This is a genomic window from Lyngbya sp. CCY1209, assembly GCF_035615495.1.
Classification (GTDB): domain Bacteria; phylum Cyanobacteriota; class Cyanobacteriia; order Cyanobacteriales; family Microcoleaceae; genus Limnospira.
The window spans coordinates 1-15664 of record NZ_JAJENU010000675.1; the positions used below are offsets into that span (position 1 = coordinate 1).

The window sequence follows — 15664 nt, forward strand, 5'->3', positions numbered from 1 at the left end:
CCGCCCCGCGGCGCGGGTCGCTTCGGGCCATGCCCGAAGCGAAACCCCTCACCAAGTGCAGGGGGGGCGGTGTCCCGGTCAGAGACGCAGCCAGCGGGTCAGTTCCGCCTTGGCGCTGCGGCAGGCCGCGGCCAGATCGGTGCCGGCCGCAATCTGGCAGGCGATGGCCGTGGCCAGACTGCATCCGGTTCCCCGTTTCCCGACGGCGACGCGCGGGGCGGCAAACTGTTCTGTCCCCTGCGGTGTAAACAGGTGATCGACACAGTGATCGCCGCGCGTATGGCCGCCCTTGATCAAAACCGCCCCGGCTCCCAACGCCAGGAGCGCCCGGGCCTGCGCCTGCAGGGCGTCGGCGCAGACCGCCTCGGGCAGGTCGCTCAGACAGGCCGCTTCGGGCAGGTTCGGGGTCAGCAGCGTTGATCGCCCGATCAGCGGGCGCAGGGCGGGTGCCGCGCTCAGCGTGCCCCCCGAACTGGCCCGCAGCACCGGATCGAAGACCAGCGGCAGATCCTGTGGCAGCAACTCCGCGAGGGCGGCGACCTGTGCGTCTGTCGCGACCATGCCGATCTTGATCGCAGCGGGCATGGGGGCGGCAAGCGCGGCCTGCAGTTGCGCCCGCACCACCGACGGCGGCACCGGGTTGAGAGCACTGACCCCCGTATCTGTCTGCACCGTGACGGCCGTCACCACCGGTTTCACCTCGCAGCCCATGCGCACCGCCATGGCCGCGTCCCGCGTCAGCCCGGCACCGCCGCTGGGGTCCGTGCCGCCGATCACGACCACCCGCCTCACGGGGCCTGCACCGCATGCAGGCTGAGGCGCTCGAACCCCGCCGCCCGGAGCTGCCGCGCCGCTTGCCAGGCCCGCAGCCCGCTGGCGCAGGCCAGGGTGATGTGCCTGTCCGTGCGCGGGGATCGTCCGGCGCAAGAGACCCGTCGCAACTGTTCCAGCATCGCGCCGCGCAAGGCATCGGGCGCGATGCGCCAGGCGTCGGGTGTCACCGGATCCGGCGCTTCCGCGGTGCTGCGCAGATCGACCACAATCCGGTCCGACGGCATATCGGCGGGCAGCCCGACAAAGCCAAAGCCCGCCGCCGGCTCCTCCGCCGTGTCGAAGCGAAAGCCCGCAGTTTGCAAGCGCCCCATGTCAAAGGACAGCAACTGCCCCGCCACCGGCGGCGCTGTCATCAGGATCTGTTGCAGCACCATCTGCGCCTGGGCGGCACCGATCAGGCCCACCACCGGCCCCATGACACCGGCGCTGGCGCAGGTGGCGGCCCGGTCGGGCAGGTCGGGAAACACCGCCCGCAGCGAGGGGGCGGGCCCGCAGAACCCGCCGACATAGCCGGTGGTGCCAAGTGCAGAGGCGGAGATCATCACCGTGCTGGCCACCCGACAGGCATCCGACAGGATATAGGACACGGCAAAGCTGTCAGCGGCATCGACCACCACATCGGCCCCCGCGATTGCGGACGCTGCGTTTGAAGCTCCCAACGGTTCGGCCCGCGCGACCACCTCGAGGGCGGGCGCAAGTCGGCGCAGCACCCGGGCCGCGGTGTCGGCCTTGGGCGCGCCCACATCATCCGGCGCGTAGAGCGGCTGACGGTGCAGGTTGGTCCGCTCAATCCGGTCGGGGTCCATCACGGTGATGCGGCCCACACCGGCGGTGGCGAGATACGTCAGCACCGGACAGCCCAGCCCGCCGGCGCCGACCACCAGCACATGTGCGGCCGCCAATCGCGCCTGGCCCTCCGCGCCGACCTCCGGCAGGGCGATCTGGCGCGCAAACGCGCTCAGGTCCGACACGCGGCCACCCACGCGCGGGTTCGGGCTTCGGGATCTTCCGCCGCCTGAATGTCGGTCACCACCGCAGCGCTGTCCGCCCCGGCCGCAAAGACATCCGGCAGGCGCTCCAGCGTCACCCCGCCGATGGCCACCAGCGGCACGGCGCCCGCGAGGCTCTTCCAGCGGGTCACCCGCTCCAGCCCCTGCGGGTCCCATTTCATCTGTTTCAGCTTGGTTTCATAGACCGGACCCAGGGCCACATAGGCCGGGTCCTGCGCCAACGCCCGCTCCAGCTCCGCCTCGTCATGGGTCGACAGGCCAAACCGCACGCCGGCCCGGCGCAGGGCGTCGAAATCCGCGGTCTCCATGTCCTCTTGACCGAGGTGCACAAAATCGCAGTTGAGGTCGAGCGCCGCCTGCCAGTGATCGTTGACCACCAGTTGGGCGCCGTAGACCGCACAGAAGTCACGCGCCCGGGCAATCTGACGGCGCACCTCCGCATCGGGCTGATCCTTGATCCGTAGCTGCACCAGCCGCGCGCCCTGCGGCACCAGCAACTCCACCCGGCCCACATGGCCGACGATCAGGTAAAACCGTTCCATCATGTCTTCTCCGCCAAATTCAGGTCCGCCAGTCCCATCACCGGGGTGGAGGGGACCGCCATGTCGCGTCGCTCCATCGGGTCGGCCAGGCAGGCCTTGTGTCCCGCGTCCACCGCCAGCGCCATGGCGCGCGCCATCAGCGCCGGATCGCCCGCCTTGGCCACCGCCGTGTTCAACAGCACCGCATCCATGCCCAGCTCCATCGCGGCCGCCGCATCCGAGGGCCGCCCAATGCCGGCATCCACCACCAGCGGAACATCCGGAAAATGCGCCCGCATCGCGCGCAGCCCCTCGGGGTTCGCCAGCCCGCGACCGGATCCGATCGGCGCGCCCCAGGGCATCAGCACCGTGCAGCCGGCCTCCAGCAGCCGTTCGCCCACCACCAGATCCTCGGTGGTATAGGGAAAGACCTTGAACCCCTCGGCACTCAGCACGCGCGCGGCCTCCACCAGGCCAAAGACATCCGGCTGCAGGGTGTCCGCATGGCCGATGACCTCCAGCTTGATCCAGTCGGTGCCAAAGACCTCCCGCGCCATCTGCGCGGTGGTGATGGCGTCGCGCGCCGAGTGACACCCGGCCGTATTGGGCAGGATGCGCACGCCGGTCTCGCGCAGCAGATCCCAGAACCCCGCGCCAGATCCATTGGCGGCCTCACGGCGCAAGGAGACGGTGACCAGATCGGTGTCGCTGGCGCGGATCGCCGCCTGTAGGACGGCGGGCGAGGGGTATTGCGCGGTGCCCAGAAACAGGCGTGACGTCAGTGTTTCGCCATAGACCTCCATGATCTCAGCCCCCCTGCATCGGCGCCAGAACCTCGATCCGGTCGCCGGGGTGCAGCGGCTGCGCGGCGCGCGCGTCTCGGGCCACGAACTGCCCGTTTAGTGCCGTTGCGATGGCCGGGCTGGTGTAGCCCAGCTCCATCAGCGCGGCGGCCAGCGACGGGCCGGTGATCTCATGCGGTTCGGAATTCACGAGTATTTTCATCGCGGTGCTCCATCAATTGGTCTGCGGCGGCTTCGGCCATGGCCGGGGCCAGCAGGAACCCGTGTCGGTACAGCCCGTTGAGAAACAGCGTGCCGTCACGCCGCTCCAGCCGGGGCAGGTTGTCGGGAAAGGCAGGGCGCAGACCGGCGCCGGTCTCCACCACCTCCGCCTCGGCAAAGGCGGGCGACAGCGCATAGGCCGCCCCCAGCAGCTCCATCAGGGCGCGCAGGGTCGGCGGGCCGGCGTGATCGCTTTCCACCATGGACGCGCCCAGCATGTAGTGCCCATCGCCCCGGGGCACGAGGTAGATCGGCGTGCGCGGATGCAGCAGGCGCAGTGTGCGGCTGATCTCCACCTCCGGGCAGCGCAGGATCGCCATCTCGCCCCGGACCGACCGCAAGGACGGCAGCGGGGCCGCCATGCCGGTGCAATCCAGATCGACCTGCTGCGGGGCCTCGGTGCCGAGGCTGATCTCTCCGCCCAGATCCACCACCGCGCGCGCCAGATCCCGCAGCGCCCGGCGCGGGTCCAGATGCGCCTCGCCCTCAAAGAACAGCCCCTGATCGAACCGCCCCGCCAGCGCCGGTTCCAGCGCGCCGATCTCCGCCCCGCCGACCTGCCGGTACGCACGGGTGCGACGTCCGAAACGTGCCACCTCTGCCCGGTCGCGGCGCGGTGCCACCACCAGCGTGCCGCGCCGGTGCACCGGGGTGATCCGGGCCCACCAGTCGAAGGCGCGGCTGCCGAGAGAGATCACCTCCTCCTCGGCGCTTTCGCGTTCGCACCAGGGCGCCAGCATGCCGCCCGCGTAGCGGGCCGCACTGTCGGCACCGATCCCCCCGGAGCGTTCGAACAGGCGCACCGCCACGCCCCGGCGGGCCAGTGCATAGGCGCAGGCGAGGCCTGCCAGACCTGCGCCCGCGATGGTGATCACGCCGACTCCTCCGGCGTGTCCGCCGCAGCATCCGCCACCGGCACATAAAGCTCGCCCCCTTCGCGGAACTTCGCCGCCATCGCCTCGAACCCCTCCTTCTGGGCCTCGGCGCGGATGTCGTGGCTGATCCGCATGGAGCAGAACTTCGGCCCGCACATGGAACAGAAATGCGCCACCTTGTGCGCCTCTTTCGGCAGGGTCTCGTCGTGAAAGCTCTGTGCCGTTTCCGGGTCCAGCGACAGGTTGAACTGGTCCTCCCAGCGGAACTCAAACCGTGCGCGGCTCAGCGCATCATCACGCCGCTGCGCGCCGGGCAGACCCTTGGCCAGATCAGCGGCATGGGCGGCGATCTTGTAAGTGATCACCCCGGTTTTTACATCATCGCGGTCCGGCAGACCGAGGTGTTCCTTTGGCGTCACGTAACAGAGCATCGCGCAGCCAAACCAGCCGATCATCGCCGCGCCAATGCCAGACGTGATGTGATCGTACCCCGGCGCAATATCCGTGGTCAGCGGCCCCAGCGTGTAAAACGGCGCCTCGTGGCAGCACTCCAGCTGCTTGTCCATGTTCTCCTTGATCTTGTGCATGGCCACATGGCCCGGCCCCTCGATCATCACTTGGCAGTCCTTGGCCCAGGCGATCTTGGTCAGCTCGCCCAGCGTCTCCAGTTCGGCAAATTGCGCCTCGTCATTGGCATCGGCGATCGATCCGGGACGCAAGCCGTCGCCCAGCGAGAAGCTCACATCATAGCGGCGGCAGATGTCGCAGATTTCCTCGAAGTGCTCGTAGAGGAAGCTCTCCTTGTGGTGATGCAGGCACCACTTTGCCATGATCGACCCACCGCGCGACACGATCCCGGTGACGCGTTCCACGGTCATCGGCACCATATGCAGCCGCACGCCTGCGTGGATGGTGAAATAATCGACGCCCTGTTCCGCCTGTTCGATCAGCGTGTCGCGGAACACCTCCCAGGTCAGGTCCTCGGCAATGCCGTTCACCTTTTCCAGCGCCTGATAGATCGGCACGGTGCCGATGGGCACCGGCGAATTGCGGATGATCCATTCCCGGGTGTTGTGGATGTTGCGGCCCGTGGACAGGTCCATCACCGTATCCGCGCCCCAGCGGATCGCCCAGACCAGTTTGTCCACCTCTTCCTCCATCGAGGAGGTGACGGCCGAGGTGCCCATATTGGCGTTGATCTTCACCTTAAAATTGCGGCCGATGATCATCGGCTCCAGCTCCGGGTGGTTGATATTGGCGGGGATGATGGCGCGCCCGGCGGCGATCTCGGAGCGCACGAATTCAGGCGTCACATAGTCGGGGATATTGGCCCCGAAATCCTCGCCATCGCGGCTACCATGACAGGGCGACAGCTCGCGCAGCTGGTTCTCGCGAATGGCGATATACTCCATCTCCGGCGTGATGATCCCGGCGCGGGCATAGGCGAGCTGCGTCGGGGCGGCATCCCCGGTCCCGCGCAGGGGCGCGGGCCGCACCGGGAACTCCGGCACCAGCCGGTCGCCGGCGACAAAGCCATTGTCCGCAGGGGTAACATCGCGGCCCTGATAGGCCTCGACATCGCCGCGATCCTTGATCCAGGCGGCGCGCAGCGGCGCCAGACCCTCGCGAATGTCGGTCAGGATCTCCGGATCCGTATAGGGCCCGGAACTGTCATAGACCGGCAGCGGCGCTTCGCCCGCGGTCGGATGGGTGGCGATTTCACGCATCGGCACGCGGATGTCCTTGTGCATCTCGCCTGCCACATAGATCTTGCGCGACGCAGGCAATGCGCCTGTGGTGATCTTTGGGTTGGGGACGTTCATCTTGGTGCTCCTCGAGTCCATTCTCAAAAAGACACCAATTGAGCCGGGCCGGAGGAAAACGGGGCAGGGGGTACAGGTCCTGCCGTGTCAGAGCAGCGGCGGATCAACCCTGTACCGGGGCGATGCGCGACTGTCCTAGCTTCCTACGCCAGTATCAACTGGGTCAGGTTCTAAGGGTCGCGTCACCGGGATTTCTCCCTGTCTGCCTCTCAGTCCCCTCGGCGGGACTCCCCTGCGTGGCCCTAGGCGTAGGGGAGGACATGGCAGCCCGTCAAGAGGTTTCTGATCCACGCCCACCTGCAGAGAGTTCTGCCGTGCATTCGCCCTATGCGCGTATTTTTGATGGGCATGCCTGAATGAAACTCAAATATATTCAACGCTGTACTGCCCATATTCATGGTTTATATATTATCTATAAAAGATTCGCGCCTCCTTGGCGTGTAGTGTGATCCGTTATCCAGCGAGGCTTCCCATGCTCGACACCCCCCTTATCCGCACCGACTGGACCCGGCAGGAGGCAGAGGAGATCTATGCCCAGCCCTTCATGGATCTGCTGTTTCAGGCCCAGAGCCTGCACCGGCAGATGTTTGATCCCAACGCGGTGCAGAAATCGCGCCTCCTGTCGATCAAGACCGGCGGCTGCGCTGAGGATTGCGCCTATTGCGCGCAATCGGCACGCAATGGAGCGCAGCTCCCGGCCTCCAAACTGATCGAGGTGCAGCGGGTGATTGCCGAGGCCAAGAAGGCCCGCGACGCTGGTGCCACGCGCTACTGCATGGGCGCGGCCTGGCGCGGCCCCAAGGCGCGCGACATGGCTCAGCTGGAAGCGATGATCACGGGCGTCAAGGCGCTGGGGATGGAGACCTGCATGACCCTGGGCATGCTGGAGCAGGATCAGGTGCTGCGCCTGCGGGATGCGGGGCTCGATTACTACAATCACAACATCGACACCTCGGAGCGCTACTACCCGGAGGTCATCACCACCCGCAGCTTTGCGGATCGGCTGGACACCCTGGCGCGGGTGCGCGAGGCCGGGATCAACGTCTGCTCGGGCGGCATCCTTGGCATGGGTGAAGAGCGCGGCGACCGGATCGACATGCTGCTGAGCCTTGCGACGCTGCCGGAACATCCGCAATCAGTACCGATCAACATGCTGATTCCGATGGCAGATACGCCACTGGCCGACACGCCTCCGCTTGATCCGCTCGAATTTGTCCGCACCATTGCGCTGGCCCGCATCCTGATGCCGCGCGCGCATGTGCGGCTCTCGGCCGGGCGCACCGAGATGAGCGATGAACTGCAGGCGATGTGCATCTTTGCCGGGGCGAACTCGATCTTCATGGGCGACACGCTCCTGACCGCCGACAACCCGGAGGAGGACGCGGACGAGGCGCTCTTTGCCCGGCTGGGCCTCAGCGCCATGGCAGCGGGCACGCATGGTACGCGCTGATCTGCGACAATCACGGCCTGCGTCGCCACTGGCGGGCGCCGTCCTTTCGCGCTAATCTGCCGCTTGCGCAGACGACATGCAAAGGACGACCCCATGCAGCTTGCCTATGTGATGACCACCGAACGCGGTGCCACCGACCGCCTGTTGACCGCATTGGCAGAGCGGTTGGCCGAAAGGGGCATTCGCACCGCAGGCATCGTGCAGACCAACACCGATTGCTATGACAGCAAGCTCTGCGACATGGATGTGCGCGTCCTGCCCGAGGGGGAAACCATCCGGATCTCCCAGTCCCTGGGCGAGGGCGCCCGTGGCTGCCGTCTCAACCCCGAGGCGCTCGAACGCGCCGTCGGGCTGGTCACCGCCCAGCTTGCCACCACACCCGCGCCGCAGGTGCTGCTGGTCAATAAATTCGGCAAACACGAGGCCGATGGCCGTGGCATGCGCCCGGTCATCGCCGAAGCGCTGGCCATGGGGCTGCCGGTGGTGTCCGGCGTCAACCGGATGAACGTCGAGGCCTTCGAGGGGTTCGCCGAAGGTCTGGCCGTCGAAACCGCCCCCGATCTCGACACGCTGGTCGCCTGGGTCGAAGCGGCGCTTGCCCAGACGGTCTGACGGCTCGGCCAGGGCGCGCCCGTGATCAGTTCCAGGGGACGCCGAGCAGCGGTTCCTGCCGCGGCACCAGCCTTCATCTTCTTGGAAATATCCCGGGGTCCGGGGCAGCGCCCCGGCGCCATCGCTCACCCGCAAAATCTGCAATAATCCACCTGGCGCAGCCGCACCGGCTTCCCCGGTCGCGCGCGGGGGTGGACCACAGTATTTGGAAAAACGACCCACAGGACGGCGAATACCATCCTGTCTCAGGTCGTTGATTTTTCAGTTGAAAGAGAGAAGATGGTGGGCGACCTAGGAATCGAACCTAGCGTGCGTCTCCGCGAGGGAGTTACAGTCCCCTGCCACACCTTGCGGCCTGTCGCCCACGGTCAGAAGCATGTTGCACCTGACGTGGAGGCGTGATTACTAGCGCACCAAACGGGCGTCAACCGGAAAAGCGCAACTTTTTTCCGCCGCCTCGCATTTTGTTTTCCGGAGCATGTCATGAACAAGAAACCCAGCAAGAAACCCGCCTGGGTGGTGGAAAAGGAAAAGGCCAAAAAGGCGGCCTCGGCGGAAACCGTCTGGCTGTTTGGCCTGCATGCGGTGCGCGATGCGCTGCTCAATCCCCGGCGCGAAAAGCTGCGCCTTGTGGTGACATTGAATGCCCAGAACAAGCTCGAAGACGCCATCGCCGCCTCCGGCATGACACCCGATGTGGTCGATCCGCGCAAATTCTCGGTGCCGATCGATCCCGGCTCGGTGCACCAGGGGGCGGCGCTGGAAGTCAAGCCGCTGAACTGGGGCGGGCTTGAGGACAATTGCATCGGCGCCGAAATCCCGCGGGTGATCCTGCTGGATCGGGTGACCGACCCCCACAACGTTGGCGCCATCCTGCGCTCGGCCGAAGTGCTCGGCGCTTCGGCGGTGATCGGCACCCGTCACCACTCGGCCCCGGAAACCGGGGCTCTGGCCAAAACCGCCTCCGGCGCGCTGGAACGCCAGCCGTACCTGCGCATGCGCAACCTCTCGGACAGTATCGTGGCGCTGCAACAGATGGGGTATCTGGTGCTGGGGCTGGACGGCGAGGCCGAGGAAACCATCGAGGAGGCGGTCGCGGGCCGCACCTCCGATCCGATCGCCCTGGTGCTGGGCGCCGAAGGGCCGGGCTTGCGGCAAAAGACCAAGGAAACCGTCGATAAGCTGGTCAAGATCGACGCGGCGCGCGGTTTTGGCTCGCTCAATGTTTCAAATGCGGCGGCGCTCTCCCTATATGCTTCGTTGAAGGGCTGAACAGGAGGAGGTCCCCATCGCACATAAGAGCATCCCCGGCGGCAAACTCATTCGCTGTTGTTACTGTGGCGTCCAGTCCACATTTGTGCCCGATGCGGCCGTGCACGCGCTGGTGTGTGGCACCTGCGGCGCGCCGCTGTCGGCGCAAAAGATGCGGCCGCTGGCAGGGCAGAAAACGGCGCAGACCCGTGGCAAACGGCCCAAGGCGTCAAAACCGGCCAAACCCAACCCCACCCGCGCGGCAAAGACCGGTGATTGGGGCGATCTGGCAGCGGGGCTGGTGGCCAAGCAGCTGAAAAAGAAAAAGAAGAAGAAGAAGAAATCCGGCTGGAAAAAGGTCTTTGACGCGATCGAGGACATCTTCGACTGACACCGCGTGACAGCCCCCTCAAGGGGGCGCGACGAGGCGCGACGGGGCCGACAGGACAGGCGGGCCCGGCAGACTGCGCGCAGGCCCGCCGTGGGCGCGCGCATTTTGAATCCTGTGTGCAACACTTGTCACAAGCTGTTCAAATTCCCGTATCCGGTCTTTTCCGACGCCGCGCCAGTCGGCATTCTCTGTGCCATCTGAAATCGTGCCGGAGGGAGACTGTGCTGCATCATCGTCTGATACCCGCCCTGCGTGGGCTGGGCGCTGTCATCATGACTGCGGGGATGTGTGCCATGGTCCCCGCAACCCAAGCCGCGGCCGGGACGCTCTATATCGCGGTTGACGACGGAATTGCCATCGGGGGCTACGACCCTGTGTCCTTCCACCTGGCCGACGCGCCATTGAAGGGGCATTCGGATCACGCGCTGATGTGGAAAGGGGCGGTCTGGCTCTTCCACTCCGCCGAGAACCAGTCGCGCTTCGAGGCCAACCCGAGAGCCTATGCACCCCGTTTCGGCGGCCATTGCGCCTATGGCATGGCCCGTGGTCGGGTGTTCGACGGCAATCCCCTGACGTGGGAGATCGTCGACGGGCGGCTCTATCTGTTTCATACGCCGCGGGTGGAGGCCTTGTGGCTGGCAGAGCCGGACGGGATGATCCGGGCGGCACGGGCGGCCTGGCCCGGAGTGCTGCAAGCGGATTGATCACGCGCTTGGTGCTGCGCGGGGCAGAGTCAAGCTGCAATACACGCGCCCTCTTCACAAAAAAGAGAGCCGCTCTTTCAATCCGCCGCGACAGCCCCAGATTCAATAGCAGGCTGTGGCTTTGGAACCGCCACAGATCTTTTTCACTGTCCCTCGTTCCACACCTCGCGCCCGGAGCTTCTTCGGGCGCTTTTTTCTTGGCGCCTCTGCCCGCAGGTCTGCGAGGTGTCTGCGTGGCGGGGCTTGCGCTGACGGCAACACCTGCGCAGAGTGTCCACATGTATTCGGATGCGCATCTCAGAACCATATTGACCCGCACAAAGGTGATCGCCGTTGTCGGGGTCTCGCCCAATCCGGTGCGGCCGAGCTATTACGTCGCCCGCTACCTGTCGCTGAAGGGCTATCGGGTGATCCCGGTGAACCCGGGCCATGCCGGAACGCAGTTGTTTGGCGCAACGGTGCACGCATCGCTCTCCGAGATTGCGGAGCCGGTGGATATGGTCGATATCTTCCGCCGCCCCGAAGCGGTGCCCGGCATCGTGGAAGAGGCGCTTGCAGCCTTTCCGACGCTGCGGACGATCTGGATGCAGATCGGGGTGGAGCATGCCGAGGCCGCGGCACAGGCGCAGGCCCGTGGCGTGGATGTGATCCAGAACCGCTGCCCAAAGATCGAATACCAGCGCCTGTTCGGCGAGCTGCGCCAGGGCGGCTTTGCAACCGGTATCATTTCCTCAAAACTCTGAAGGGCGGGCGAGGGGCGGCTCCCGCCCGTCGTTGCGCATGGGACATGCGCGCCTCCCGTTGGGCCCGGCGCCTTGCCTGGCGGCAAGGCGCGGTCCTCTGCCGGGGTTAGCGGAGGGGGCGCACGCCATCGTCGAACGTCACGTGGCGTTTCTGAAACCGGGTGCCCTCGATGCAGTCTGGGGCGCTGATCCGGTCCATGCGGAAATGGCGCACCGCCGCGCGGTCGGGATCCCAGGCCACCAGATACCACAGAGGCGGCAGCACCAGGATCGCCTGCGGCTCGACCCGGCGGGTCGAGGTGGCCCCCTTTGCATCGCGGTATCGGAACGCGAGGAGAACCCGATCCAGGAATGCCGTCTCGAAGGCTGGCAGCAGCGCCGGGTCCATCGGGCCGAGGTCGGAAATGTCCACCTGCGGGGCCAGCCTGCCGACATAGAGACAGTCCAGGAAACGCCGCAGGTCGCGGATCTTGTCCGCCGGCAGTGACCTTTCGATCTTGGCCAAGCCGCTGTCGGCGAGCCCGGAAAACGGCAGCTGGCCGGCGGCCTTCATGCTTGCAACGCTGATCACCAGCGCAAAGACCTCGGTCACCGACAGGCGCGCGGTGGCCCGCACGGAGCCGATATCAAGGCAGAGACCGCCGCCGCGCCCGGGATCGGCATGGATCACATACCCCTCATCCCGCAGCGCGGCGATGTCCCGCAGGATGGTGCGGCGCGAGGCGCTGACATCATGGGCCAGGGCGCGCACCGTCGTGCTGCCCCTGCGGCGCAGAATGCGCAGGATGCTGTCCTGTCGGTGACGCGGAGTCATATCCGTCTGCGGCCCCCTCAAATGGTGTCAGAATTTGGCACCATTGCAGATTAGGCCGCGTTTGACGTGTTCAACAAGGAGATAACGCGATGCCTGAGACGACCCTTTTTCCCGCCCCCAGCTTTGTTTCTGTGAATGGTGTCGAACTGGAGGTGTTCGAGTGCGGCCAGGAAAACGCCGGCCACCCGATCCTGCTGTGCCACGGCTGGCCGGAGCATGCCTATTCCTGGCGCGAGCAGATGCCGGCGCTGGCGGCGGCCGGGTACCATGTGATCGCCCCGAACCAGCGCGGCTATGGACGGTCGTCCCGTCCGGCCGAGGTTGAGGCCTATGACATTGCCGCCCTGACGGGGGATCTGGTGGGGCTGCTGGATCACTTCGGCTATCAGCAGGCCATATGTGTGGGGCATGACTGGGGCGCGAATGTGGTCTGGGGGCTGGCACAACTGCATCCGGACCGGGTGTCCGGCATCGTCAGCCTGGCCTTGCCCTACCAGCCCCGCACGCCGAAACCCTGGATCGAATTCATCGAGGAGGTGTTTGGCAGCGACCACTACCTTGTGCATTTCAACCGCCAGCCCGGGGTGGCGGATGCGGTGCTCGACCAGAACGCGGCGCAGTTCCTGCGCAACCTGTTTCGCAAGAACCTGCCGCCGGCGCAGCCTTCACCGGGCATGATGATGATGGATCTGGCCCTTGCGCAGCAGCCGCAGGGCGACCCGGTGATGTGTGACGAGGATCTGGCGGTCTTTGTGTCCGCCTTTGCGGAGACCGGGTTCACCGGTAGCATCAACTGGTATCGCAACCTCGACCGCAACTGGCATCTTCTGGCCGATGTCGCGCCCCGGATCGACCAGCGCGCCCTGATGATCTATGGCGCGCAGGACACGATCCCCCAATCCGATAGTCTGACGGAGTTCGTGCCCAACGTGGAGATCGTCACCCTGGAGTGTGGCCACTGGATTCAGCAGGAACGCCCGCAGGAGACGACAGAGGCAATCCTGACCTGGTTGGCGCAGGCCCCCACTGCCTGATCCGACCGCCTGAACCGGCCGCCTGATCCGGGCACCGATCAGCGCGCGCTGCCCATCGATCTGATCGGTGGGCAGGCGTCCTGTGCCGTGCCGACAAGTGTTATCCCTTGGGGCGGGCCGCTTTTTCGGCGATGCCGCTCAGGCCCTGACGCTCGGCCAGAACCTTGAGCACATCATCCAAGGCCACATCGCGCGCGGCCAGCATCACCAGGAAATGATAGAGCACATCCGCGCCCTCGGACGCGAGCCCCGCCTTGTTGTCCTTCACCGCCTCGATGATGGCCTCTATGGCTTCTTCGCCGAATTTCTCCGCACATTTCTCCGGCCCTTTGGACAGGAGTTTCGCGGTCCAACTGGTGTCTGGATCGGTGCCCTTGCGCGACAGAATGGTCTGTTCGAGGTCATGCAGCAGGGTCATTGGAGCCTCATCGGGATGCCGTTGGCGATCATGTGCTCTTTGGCCTGTTGCACCGTGTATTCGCCGAAGTGGAAGATCGAGGCAGCCAGGACCGCGCTGGCGCCACCTTTGGTCACGCCGTCCACGAGGTGATCCAGAGTGCCGACACCGCCAGAGGCAATCACCGGCACATCCACCGCATCGGAAATCGCGCGGGTCATCTCGAGGTTGAAACCCGATTTGGTGCCGTCGCGATCCATCGAGGTCAGCAGGATCTCGCCCGCGCCCTTGGCGGTCACCAGACGGGCAAATTCCACCGCGTCGATGCCGGTCTCGCGGCGCCCGCCATGGGTGAAGATCTCCCATTTGCCGGGGGCGACGGATTTGGCGTCAATGGCGCAGACGATGCACTGGCTGCCGAACTGGTCGGCGGCCTCGCGGATCACATCCGGGTTGGCCACCGCAGCAGAGTTGAAAGAGACCTTGTCCGCCCCAGCAAGCAAAAGCGCGCGCACATCGTCCTTGGTGCGTACGCCGCCGCCCACGGTGAGCGGCACAAAGCATTGCTCGGCGGTGCGGCGCACCATGTCAAACATCGTGCCGCGGTTTTGATGGGTCGCGTGGATGTCGAGGAAACAGATCTCATCGGCACCGGCGGCGTCATAGGCGCGCGCGGCCTCCACCGGATCGCCTGCGTCACGCAGGCCGACAAAATTCACGCCCTTGACCACACGGCCATCGGCGACATCGAGACAGGGAATGAGACGGGTCTTAAGCATATTTGCCTTATGGACCGGAACCGGCGGCGGGAAAAGAGGGCATCGCGCGCTGGCTTGCGAATTGCACGAGGTTGGCAGGGGGCAGGCGCGGGGCAGGGGGTGGCCGGTCTTTGCCGATTTCAGCGCGTGTCGCCTTTGTGACTGGCGAAGCCCGGTGACGCGCGCCAGATTTTGCGCCAAATCGTCCATTTGTGATTGAGGAGATCTTATGAAAACCTTTGTAACCGCTGCCGCGATTGCCCTGATGAGCGCCGTGCCCGGCCTTGCGGATCTGGTCAAAGTCGAGAGCCGTCATTCCGTGCCCGCAACACTGGATGCGCTCGAAATGGCGCTGGACAAGGCAGGCGCGACGGTCTTTGCCCGCGTCGATCATGCCAAAGGGGCCGAGGGCATTGGCGAGGAGCTTGCCGCCTCGCAACTGCTGATCTTTGGCAATCCCAAGATCGGCACAGCGGCGATGCAGGCTGATGCGCGTGCGGGCCTGTTTTTGCCGCTCAAGGCGCTGGCCTATGAGGACAGCGAGGGCAAGGTCTGGCTCACCTATGAGGATCCGGTGATGATGTTCGAGGGGCTGGATATCAAAGCCAACGCTGAATTCATCGCGGGCATGACCGCGGCGCTGCAAAACCTCTCGGAGGCCGCAACGCAGTAGCGGGTTTGCGGAATACTCTGTCTCGGCGTGAGGGCTGCGTTAGTGCGGCGTTTGCGCTGAGGCAGAAGGCGCGTCTGCGCGCGCGATCCGGCGCATGGAATCGTGCACGATCAGGATGTGAAACGGCATCACCACCATCAGGTAGATCCGTCCCAGCCAATTGTTACGGTGCACCCAAGTCGCCATGTGAATGCGCCCTGCCTCCTGACGCAGGCAGATGCGGAAATTCAGGTGGGTGTCATCGGTTCCCAGGATCACCTCCTGCGCATCGTCATAAGTGACCGGAAAAATCGCGCCTTCACCGGTATCGCTCACTTCGGTCTTGAGGCCCAAAGGGCGCACGATGTGGTTGCGCAACGCCAGCAGGGCACTGGCCCATTTGGGCATGCTGAGGCCGATATCCGCCGCCTCCCGTGGGCCAAGGCGGCTCTCCACCGCATAGCCATCAATGAAGTCACCCGGTTGAACCATCCTCCACAGGAAAGAGGTTTTTGGCAGCGGGCTGGTCTCGATCTTCGGCATGGCGCGGCTCCTTACCGGGGAGCGTGACAGGCTCGGGCGTGTGGCGCCAGTGGGCAAGGTGCCGCAGACCGAGTGCTGTGCTCTCCAGCGAGGGGAAGGCTCCCGCCCCCGATGCAATCCCCGCCTTTGGCGAGGATCTTTCGGCGTTGGGCCGGGCGCGGAGGCGCGTGTCCGCAGGACACGCGCCT

Annotated in this window: 19 protein-coding genes, 1 tRNA gene and 1 riboswitch; of the genes, 8 read left to right on the forward strand and 12 right to left on the reverse strand. The window is 65.6% G+C overall.

What is annotated here, in order from left to right; all coding sequences use genetic code 11:
* Nucleotides 1-78 precede the first annotated feature (78 nt).
* Genes LKE08_RS27790 through thiC form a run of 7 tightly spaced genes read right to left on the reverse strand, consistent with a single transcriptional unit; the run spans nt 79 to nt 6127 of the window.
* Nucleotides 79-783, reverse strand: a complete 705-nt coding sequence (locus tag LKE08_RS27790) for a hydroxymethylpyrimidine/phosphomethylpyrimidine kinase (RefSeq protein WP_324707549.1) — start codon at nt 781-783, stop codon at nt 79-81.
* A gap of 5 nt (nt 784-788) precedes the next feature.
* Complete coding sequence (locus LKE08_RS27795; RefSeq protein ID WP_324707550.1) at nt 789-1805, reverse strand: HesA/MoeB/ThiF family protein; 1017 nt, start codon at nt 1803-1805, stop codon at nt 789-791.
* On the reverse strand, nt 1793-2389 hold the full coding sequence (locus LKE08_RS27800) for a thiamine phosphate synthase (RefSeq protein WP_324707551.1): 597 nt from the start codon (nt 2387-2389) through the stop codon (nt 1793-1795). The genes LKE08_RS27795 and LKE08_RS27800 overlap by 13 nt, the downstream gene beginning before the upstream one ends.
* A complete protein-coding gene (locus tag LKE08_RS27805; RefSeq protein ID WP_324707552.1) occupies nt 2386-3168 on the reverse strand; it encodes a thiazole synthase in 783 nt (260 codons plus the stop codon). Before LKE08_RS27805 ends, LKE08_RS27800 begins: the two co-directional genes overlap by 4 nt.
* Nucleotides 3169-3172: 4 nt before the next feature.
* Entirely contained in the window at nt 3173-3358 is a 186-nt protein-coding gene (thiS, locus tag LKE08_RS27810) for a sulfur carrier protein ThiS (RefSeq protein ID WP_324707553.1), read from the reverse strand.
* On the reverse strand, nt 3339-4304 hold the full coding sequence (locus LKE08_RS27815) for an FAD-dependent oxidoreductase (protein WP_324707554.1): 966 nt from the start codon (nt 4302-4304) through the stop codon (nt 3339-3341). The genes thiS and LKE08_RS27815 overlap by 20 nt, the downstream gene beginning before the upstream one ends.
* Nucleotides 4301-6127: a phosphomethylpyrimidine synthase ThiC gene (thiC, locus tag LKE08_RS27820; RefSeq protein WP_375341472.1), complete on the reverse strand. Its 1827-nt coding sequence runs from the start codon at nt 6125-6127 to the stop codon at nt 4301-4303. The genes LKE08_RS27815 and thiC overlap by 4 nt, the downstream gene beginning before the upstream one ends.
* A gap of 123 nt (nt 6128-6250) precedes the next feature.
* A riboswitch (TPP riboswitch) is annotated at nt 6251-6371 on the reverse strand.
* Between the two features lie 228 nt (nt 6372-6599).
* Here thiC and bioB point away from each other — a divergent pair.
* Both bioB and LKE08_RS27830 read left to right on the forward strand, forming a co-directional pair.
* A complete protein-coding gene (bioB, locus tag LKE08_RS27825) occupies nt 6600-7577 on the forward strand; it encodes a biotin synthase BioB (protein ID WP_239368643.1) in 978 nt (325 codons plus the stop codon).
* A gap of 93 nt (nt 7578-7670) precedes the next feature.
* Nucleotides 7671-8189: a DUF2478 domain-containing protein gene (locus tag LKE08_RS27830; RefSeq protein WP_324707556.1), complete on the forward strand. Its 519-nt coding sequence runs from the start codon at nt 7671-7673 to the stop codon at nt 8187-8189.
* Between the two features lie 280 nt (nt 8190-8469).
* Here the strand turns inward: LKE08_RS27830 and LKE08_RS27835 are convergent.
* Nucleotides 8470-8553, reverse strand: a tRNA-Tyr gene (locus LKE08_RS27835).
* Between the two features lie 119 nt (nt 8554-8672).
* Here LKE08_RS27835 and rlmB point away from each other — a divergent pair.
* From rlmB to LKE08_RS27855, 4 genes are all read left to right on the forward strand, one after another.
* Nucleotides 8673-9461: a 23S rRNA (guanosine(2251)-2'-O)-methyltransferase RlmB gene (rlmB, locus tag LKE08_RS27840; RefSeq protein WP_239368639.1), complete on the forward strand. Its 789-nt coding sequence runs from the start codon at nt 8673-8675 to the stop codon at nt 9459-9461.
* An 85-nt stretch (nt 9462-9546) separates the two neighbouring features.
* Entirely contained in the window at nt 9547-9831 is a 285-nt protein-coding gene (locus LKE08_RS27845; RefSeq protein WP_324707557.1) for a hypothetical protein, read from the forward strand.
* A 293-nt stretch (nt 9832-10124) separates the two neighbouring features.
* The gene (locus LKE08_RS27850; protein WP_324707558.1) at nt 10125-10535 is read left to right on the forward strand and encodes a YHS domain-containing (seleno)protein; all 411 of its coding nucleotides are present in this window, start codon (nt 10125-10127) and stop codon (nt 10533-10535) included.
* Nucleotides 10536-10813: 278 nt separating this feature from the next.
* On the forward strand, nt 10814-11278 hold the full coding sequence (locus LKE08_RS27855; protein WP_239323959.1) for a CoA-binding protein: 465 nt from the start codon (nt 10814-10816) through the stop codon (nt 11276-11278).
* Nucleotides 11279-11384: 106 nt separating this feature from the next.
* Here LKE08_RS27855 and LKE08_RS27860 read toward each other — a convergent pair whose 3' ends face one another.
* Nucleotides 11385-12092, reverse strand: a complete 708-nt coding sequence (locus LKE08_RS27860; RefSeq protein WP_324707559.1) for a WYL domain-containing protein — start codon at nt 12090-12092, stop codon at nt 11385-11387.
* A gap of 89 nt (nt 12093-12181) precedes the next feature.
* Between LKE08_RS27860 and LKE08_RS27865 the strand changes: the two genes are divergently transcribed.
* The gene (locus LKE08_RS27865) at nt 12182-13126 is read left to right on the forward strand and encodes an alpha/beta hydrolase (RefSeq protein WP_324707560.1); all 945 of its coding nucleotides are present in this window, start codon (nt 12182-12184) and stop codon (nt 13124-13126) included.
* Nucleotides 13127-13226: 100 nt separating this feature from the next.
* Here LKE08_RS27865 and LKE08_RS27870 read toward each other — a convergent pair whose 3' ends face one another.
* Both LKE08_RS27870 and hisF read right to left on the reverse strand, forming a co-directional pair.
* Nucleotides 13227-13544 (reverse strand): phosphoribosyl-ATP diphosphatase, encoded by a 318-nt coding sequence (locus LKE08_RS27870; RefSeq protein WP_005612644.1) that lies wholly within the window; start codon nt 13542-13544, stop codon nt 13227-13229.
* Nucleotides 13541-14302, reverse strand: a complete 762-nt coding sequence (gene hisF, locus LKE08_RS27875) for an imidazole glycerol phosphate synthase subunit HisF (RefSeq protein ID WP_375341473.1) — start codon at nt 14300-14302, stop codon at nt 13541-13543. Before hisF ends, LKE08_RS27870 begins: the two co-directional genes overlap by 4 nt.
* A 208-nt stretch (nt 14303-14510) precedes the next feature.
* Between hisF and LKE08_RS27880 the strand changes: the two genes are divergently transcribed.
* Entirely contained in the window at nt 14511-14954 is a 444-nt protein-coding gene (locus LKE08_RS27880) for a DUF302 domain-containing protein (RefSeq protein ID WP_324707562.1), read from the forward strand.
* 39 nt (nt 14955-14993) lie between these two features.
* Here LKE08_RS27880 and LKE08_RS27885 read toward each other — a convergent pair whose 3' ends face one another.
* Nucleotides 14994-15476, reverse strand: coding sequence for a DUF2867 domain-containing protein (locus tag LKE08_RS27885; protein ID WP_324707563.1), 483 nt, complete (start codon nt 15474-15476; stop codon nt 14994-14996).
* Nucleotides 15477-15664: the final 188 nt, after the last annotated feature.

Coding starts and splice junctions, on each gene's coding strand:
- LKE08_RS27860 (WP_324707559.1), bottom strand. CDS start 12,092: ATGACTCCGCGTCACCGACAGGACAGCATCCTGCGCATTCTGCGCCGC.
- LKE08_RS27800 (WP_324707551.1), bottom strand. CDS start 2,389: ATGATGGAACGGTTTTACCTGATCGTCGGCCATGTGGGCCGGGTGGAG.
- rlmB (WP_239368639.1), top strand. CDS start 8,673: ATGAACAAGAAACCCAGCAAGAAACCCGCCTGGGTGGTGGAAAAGGAA.
- LKE08_RS27850 (WP_324707558.1), top strand. CDS start 10,125: ATGGTCCCCGCAACCCAAGCCGCGGCCGGGACGCTCTATATCGCGGTT.
- LKE08_RS27855 (WP_239323959.1), top strand. CDS start 10,814: ATGTATTCGGATGCGCATCTCAGAACCATATTGACCCGCACAAAGGTG.
- bioB (WP_239368643.1), top strand. CDS start 6,600: ATGCTCGACACCCCCCTTATCCGCACCGACTGGACCCGGCAGGAGGCA.
- LKE08_RS27885 (WP_324707563.1), bottom strand. CDS start 15,476: ATGCCGAAGATCGAGACCAGCCCGCTGCCAAAAACCTCTTTCCTGTGG.
- LKE08_RS27865 (WP_324707560.1), top strand. CDS start 12,182: ATGCCTGAGACGACCCTTTTTCCCGCCCCCAGCTTTGTTTCTGTGAAT.
- thiC (WP_375341472.1), bottom strand. CDS start 6,127: ATGAACGTCCCCAACCCAAAGATCACCACAGGCGCATTGCCTGCGTCG.
- LKE08_RS27880 (WP_324707562.1), top strand. CDS start 14,511: ATGAAAACCTTTGTAACCGCTGCCGCGATTGCCCTGATGAGCGCCGTG.
- LKE08_RS27805 (WP_324707552.1), bottom strand. CDS start 3,168: ATGGAGGTCTATGGCGAAACACTGACGTCACGCCTGTTTCTGGGCACC.
- LKE08_RS27830 (WP_324707556.1), top strand. CDS start 7,671: ATGCAGCTTGCCTATGTGATGACCACCGAACGCGGTGCCACCGACCGC.
- hisF (WP_375341473.1), bottom strand. CDS start 14,302: ATGCTTAAGACCCGTCTCATTCCCTGTCTCGATGTCGCCGATGGCCGT.
- LKE08_RS27870 (WP_005612644.1), bottom strand. CDS start 13,544: ATGACCCTGCTGCATGACCTCGAACAGACCATTCTGTCGCGCAAGGGC.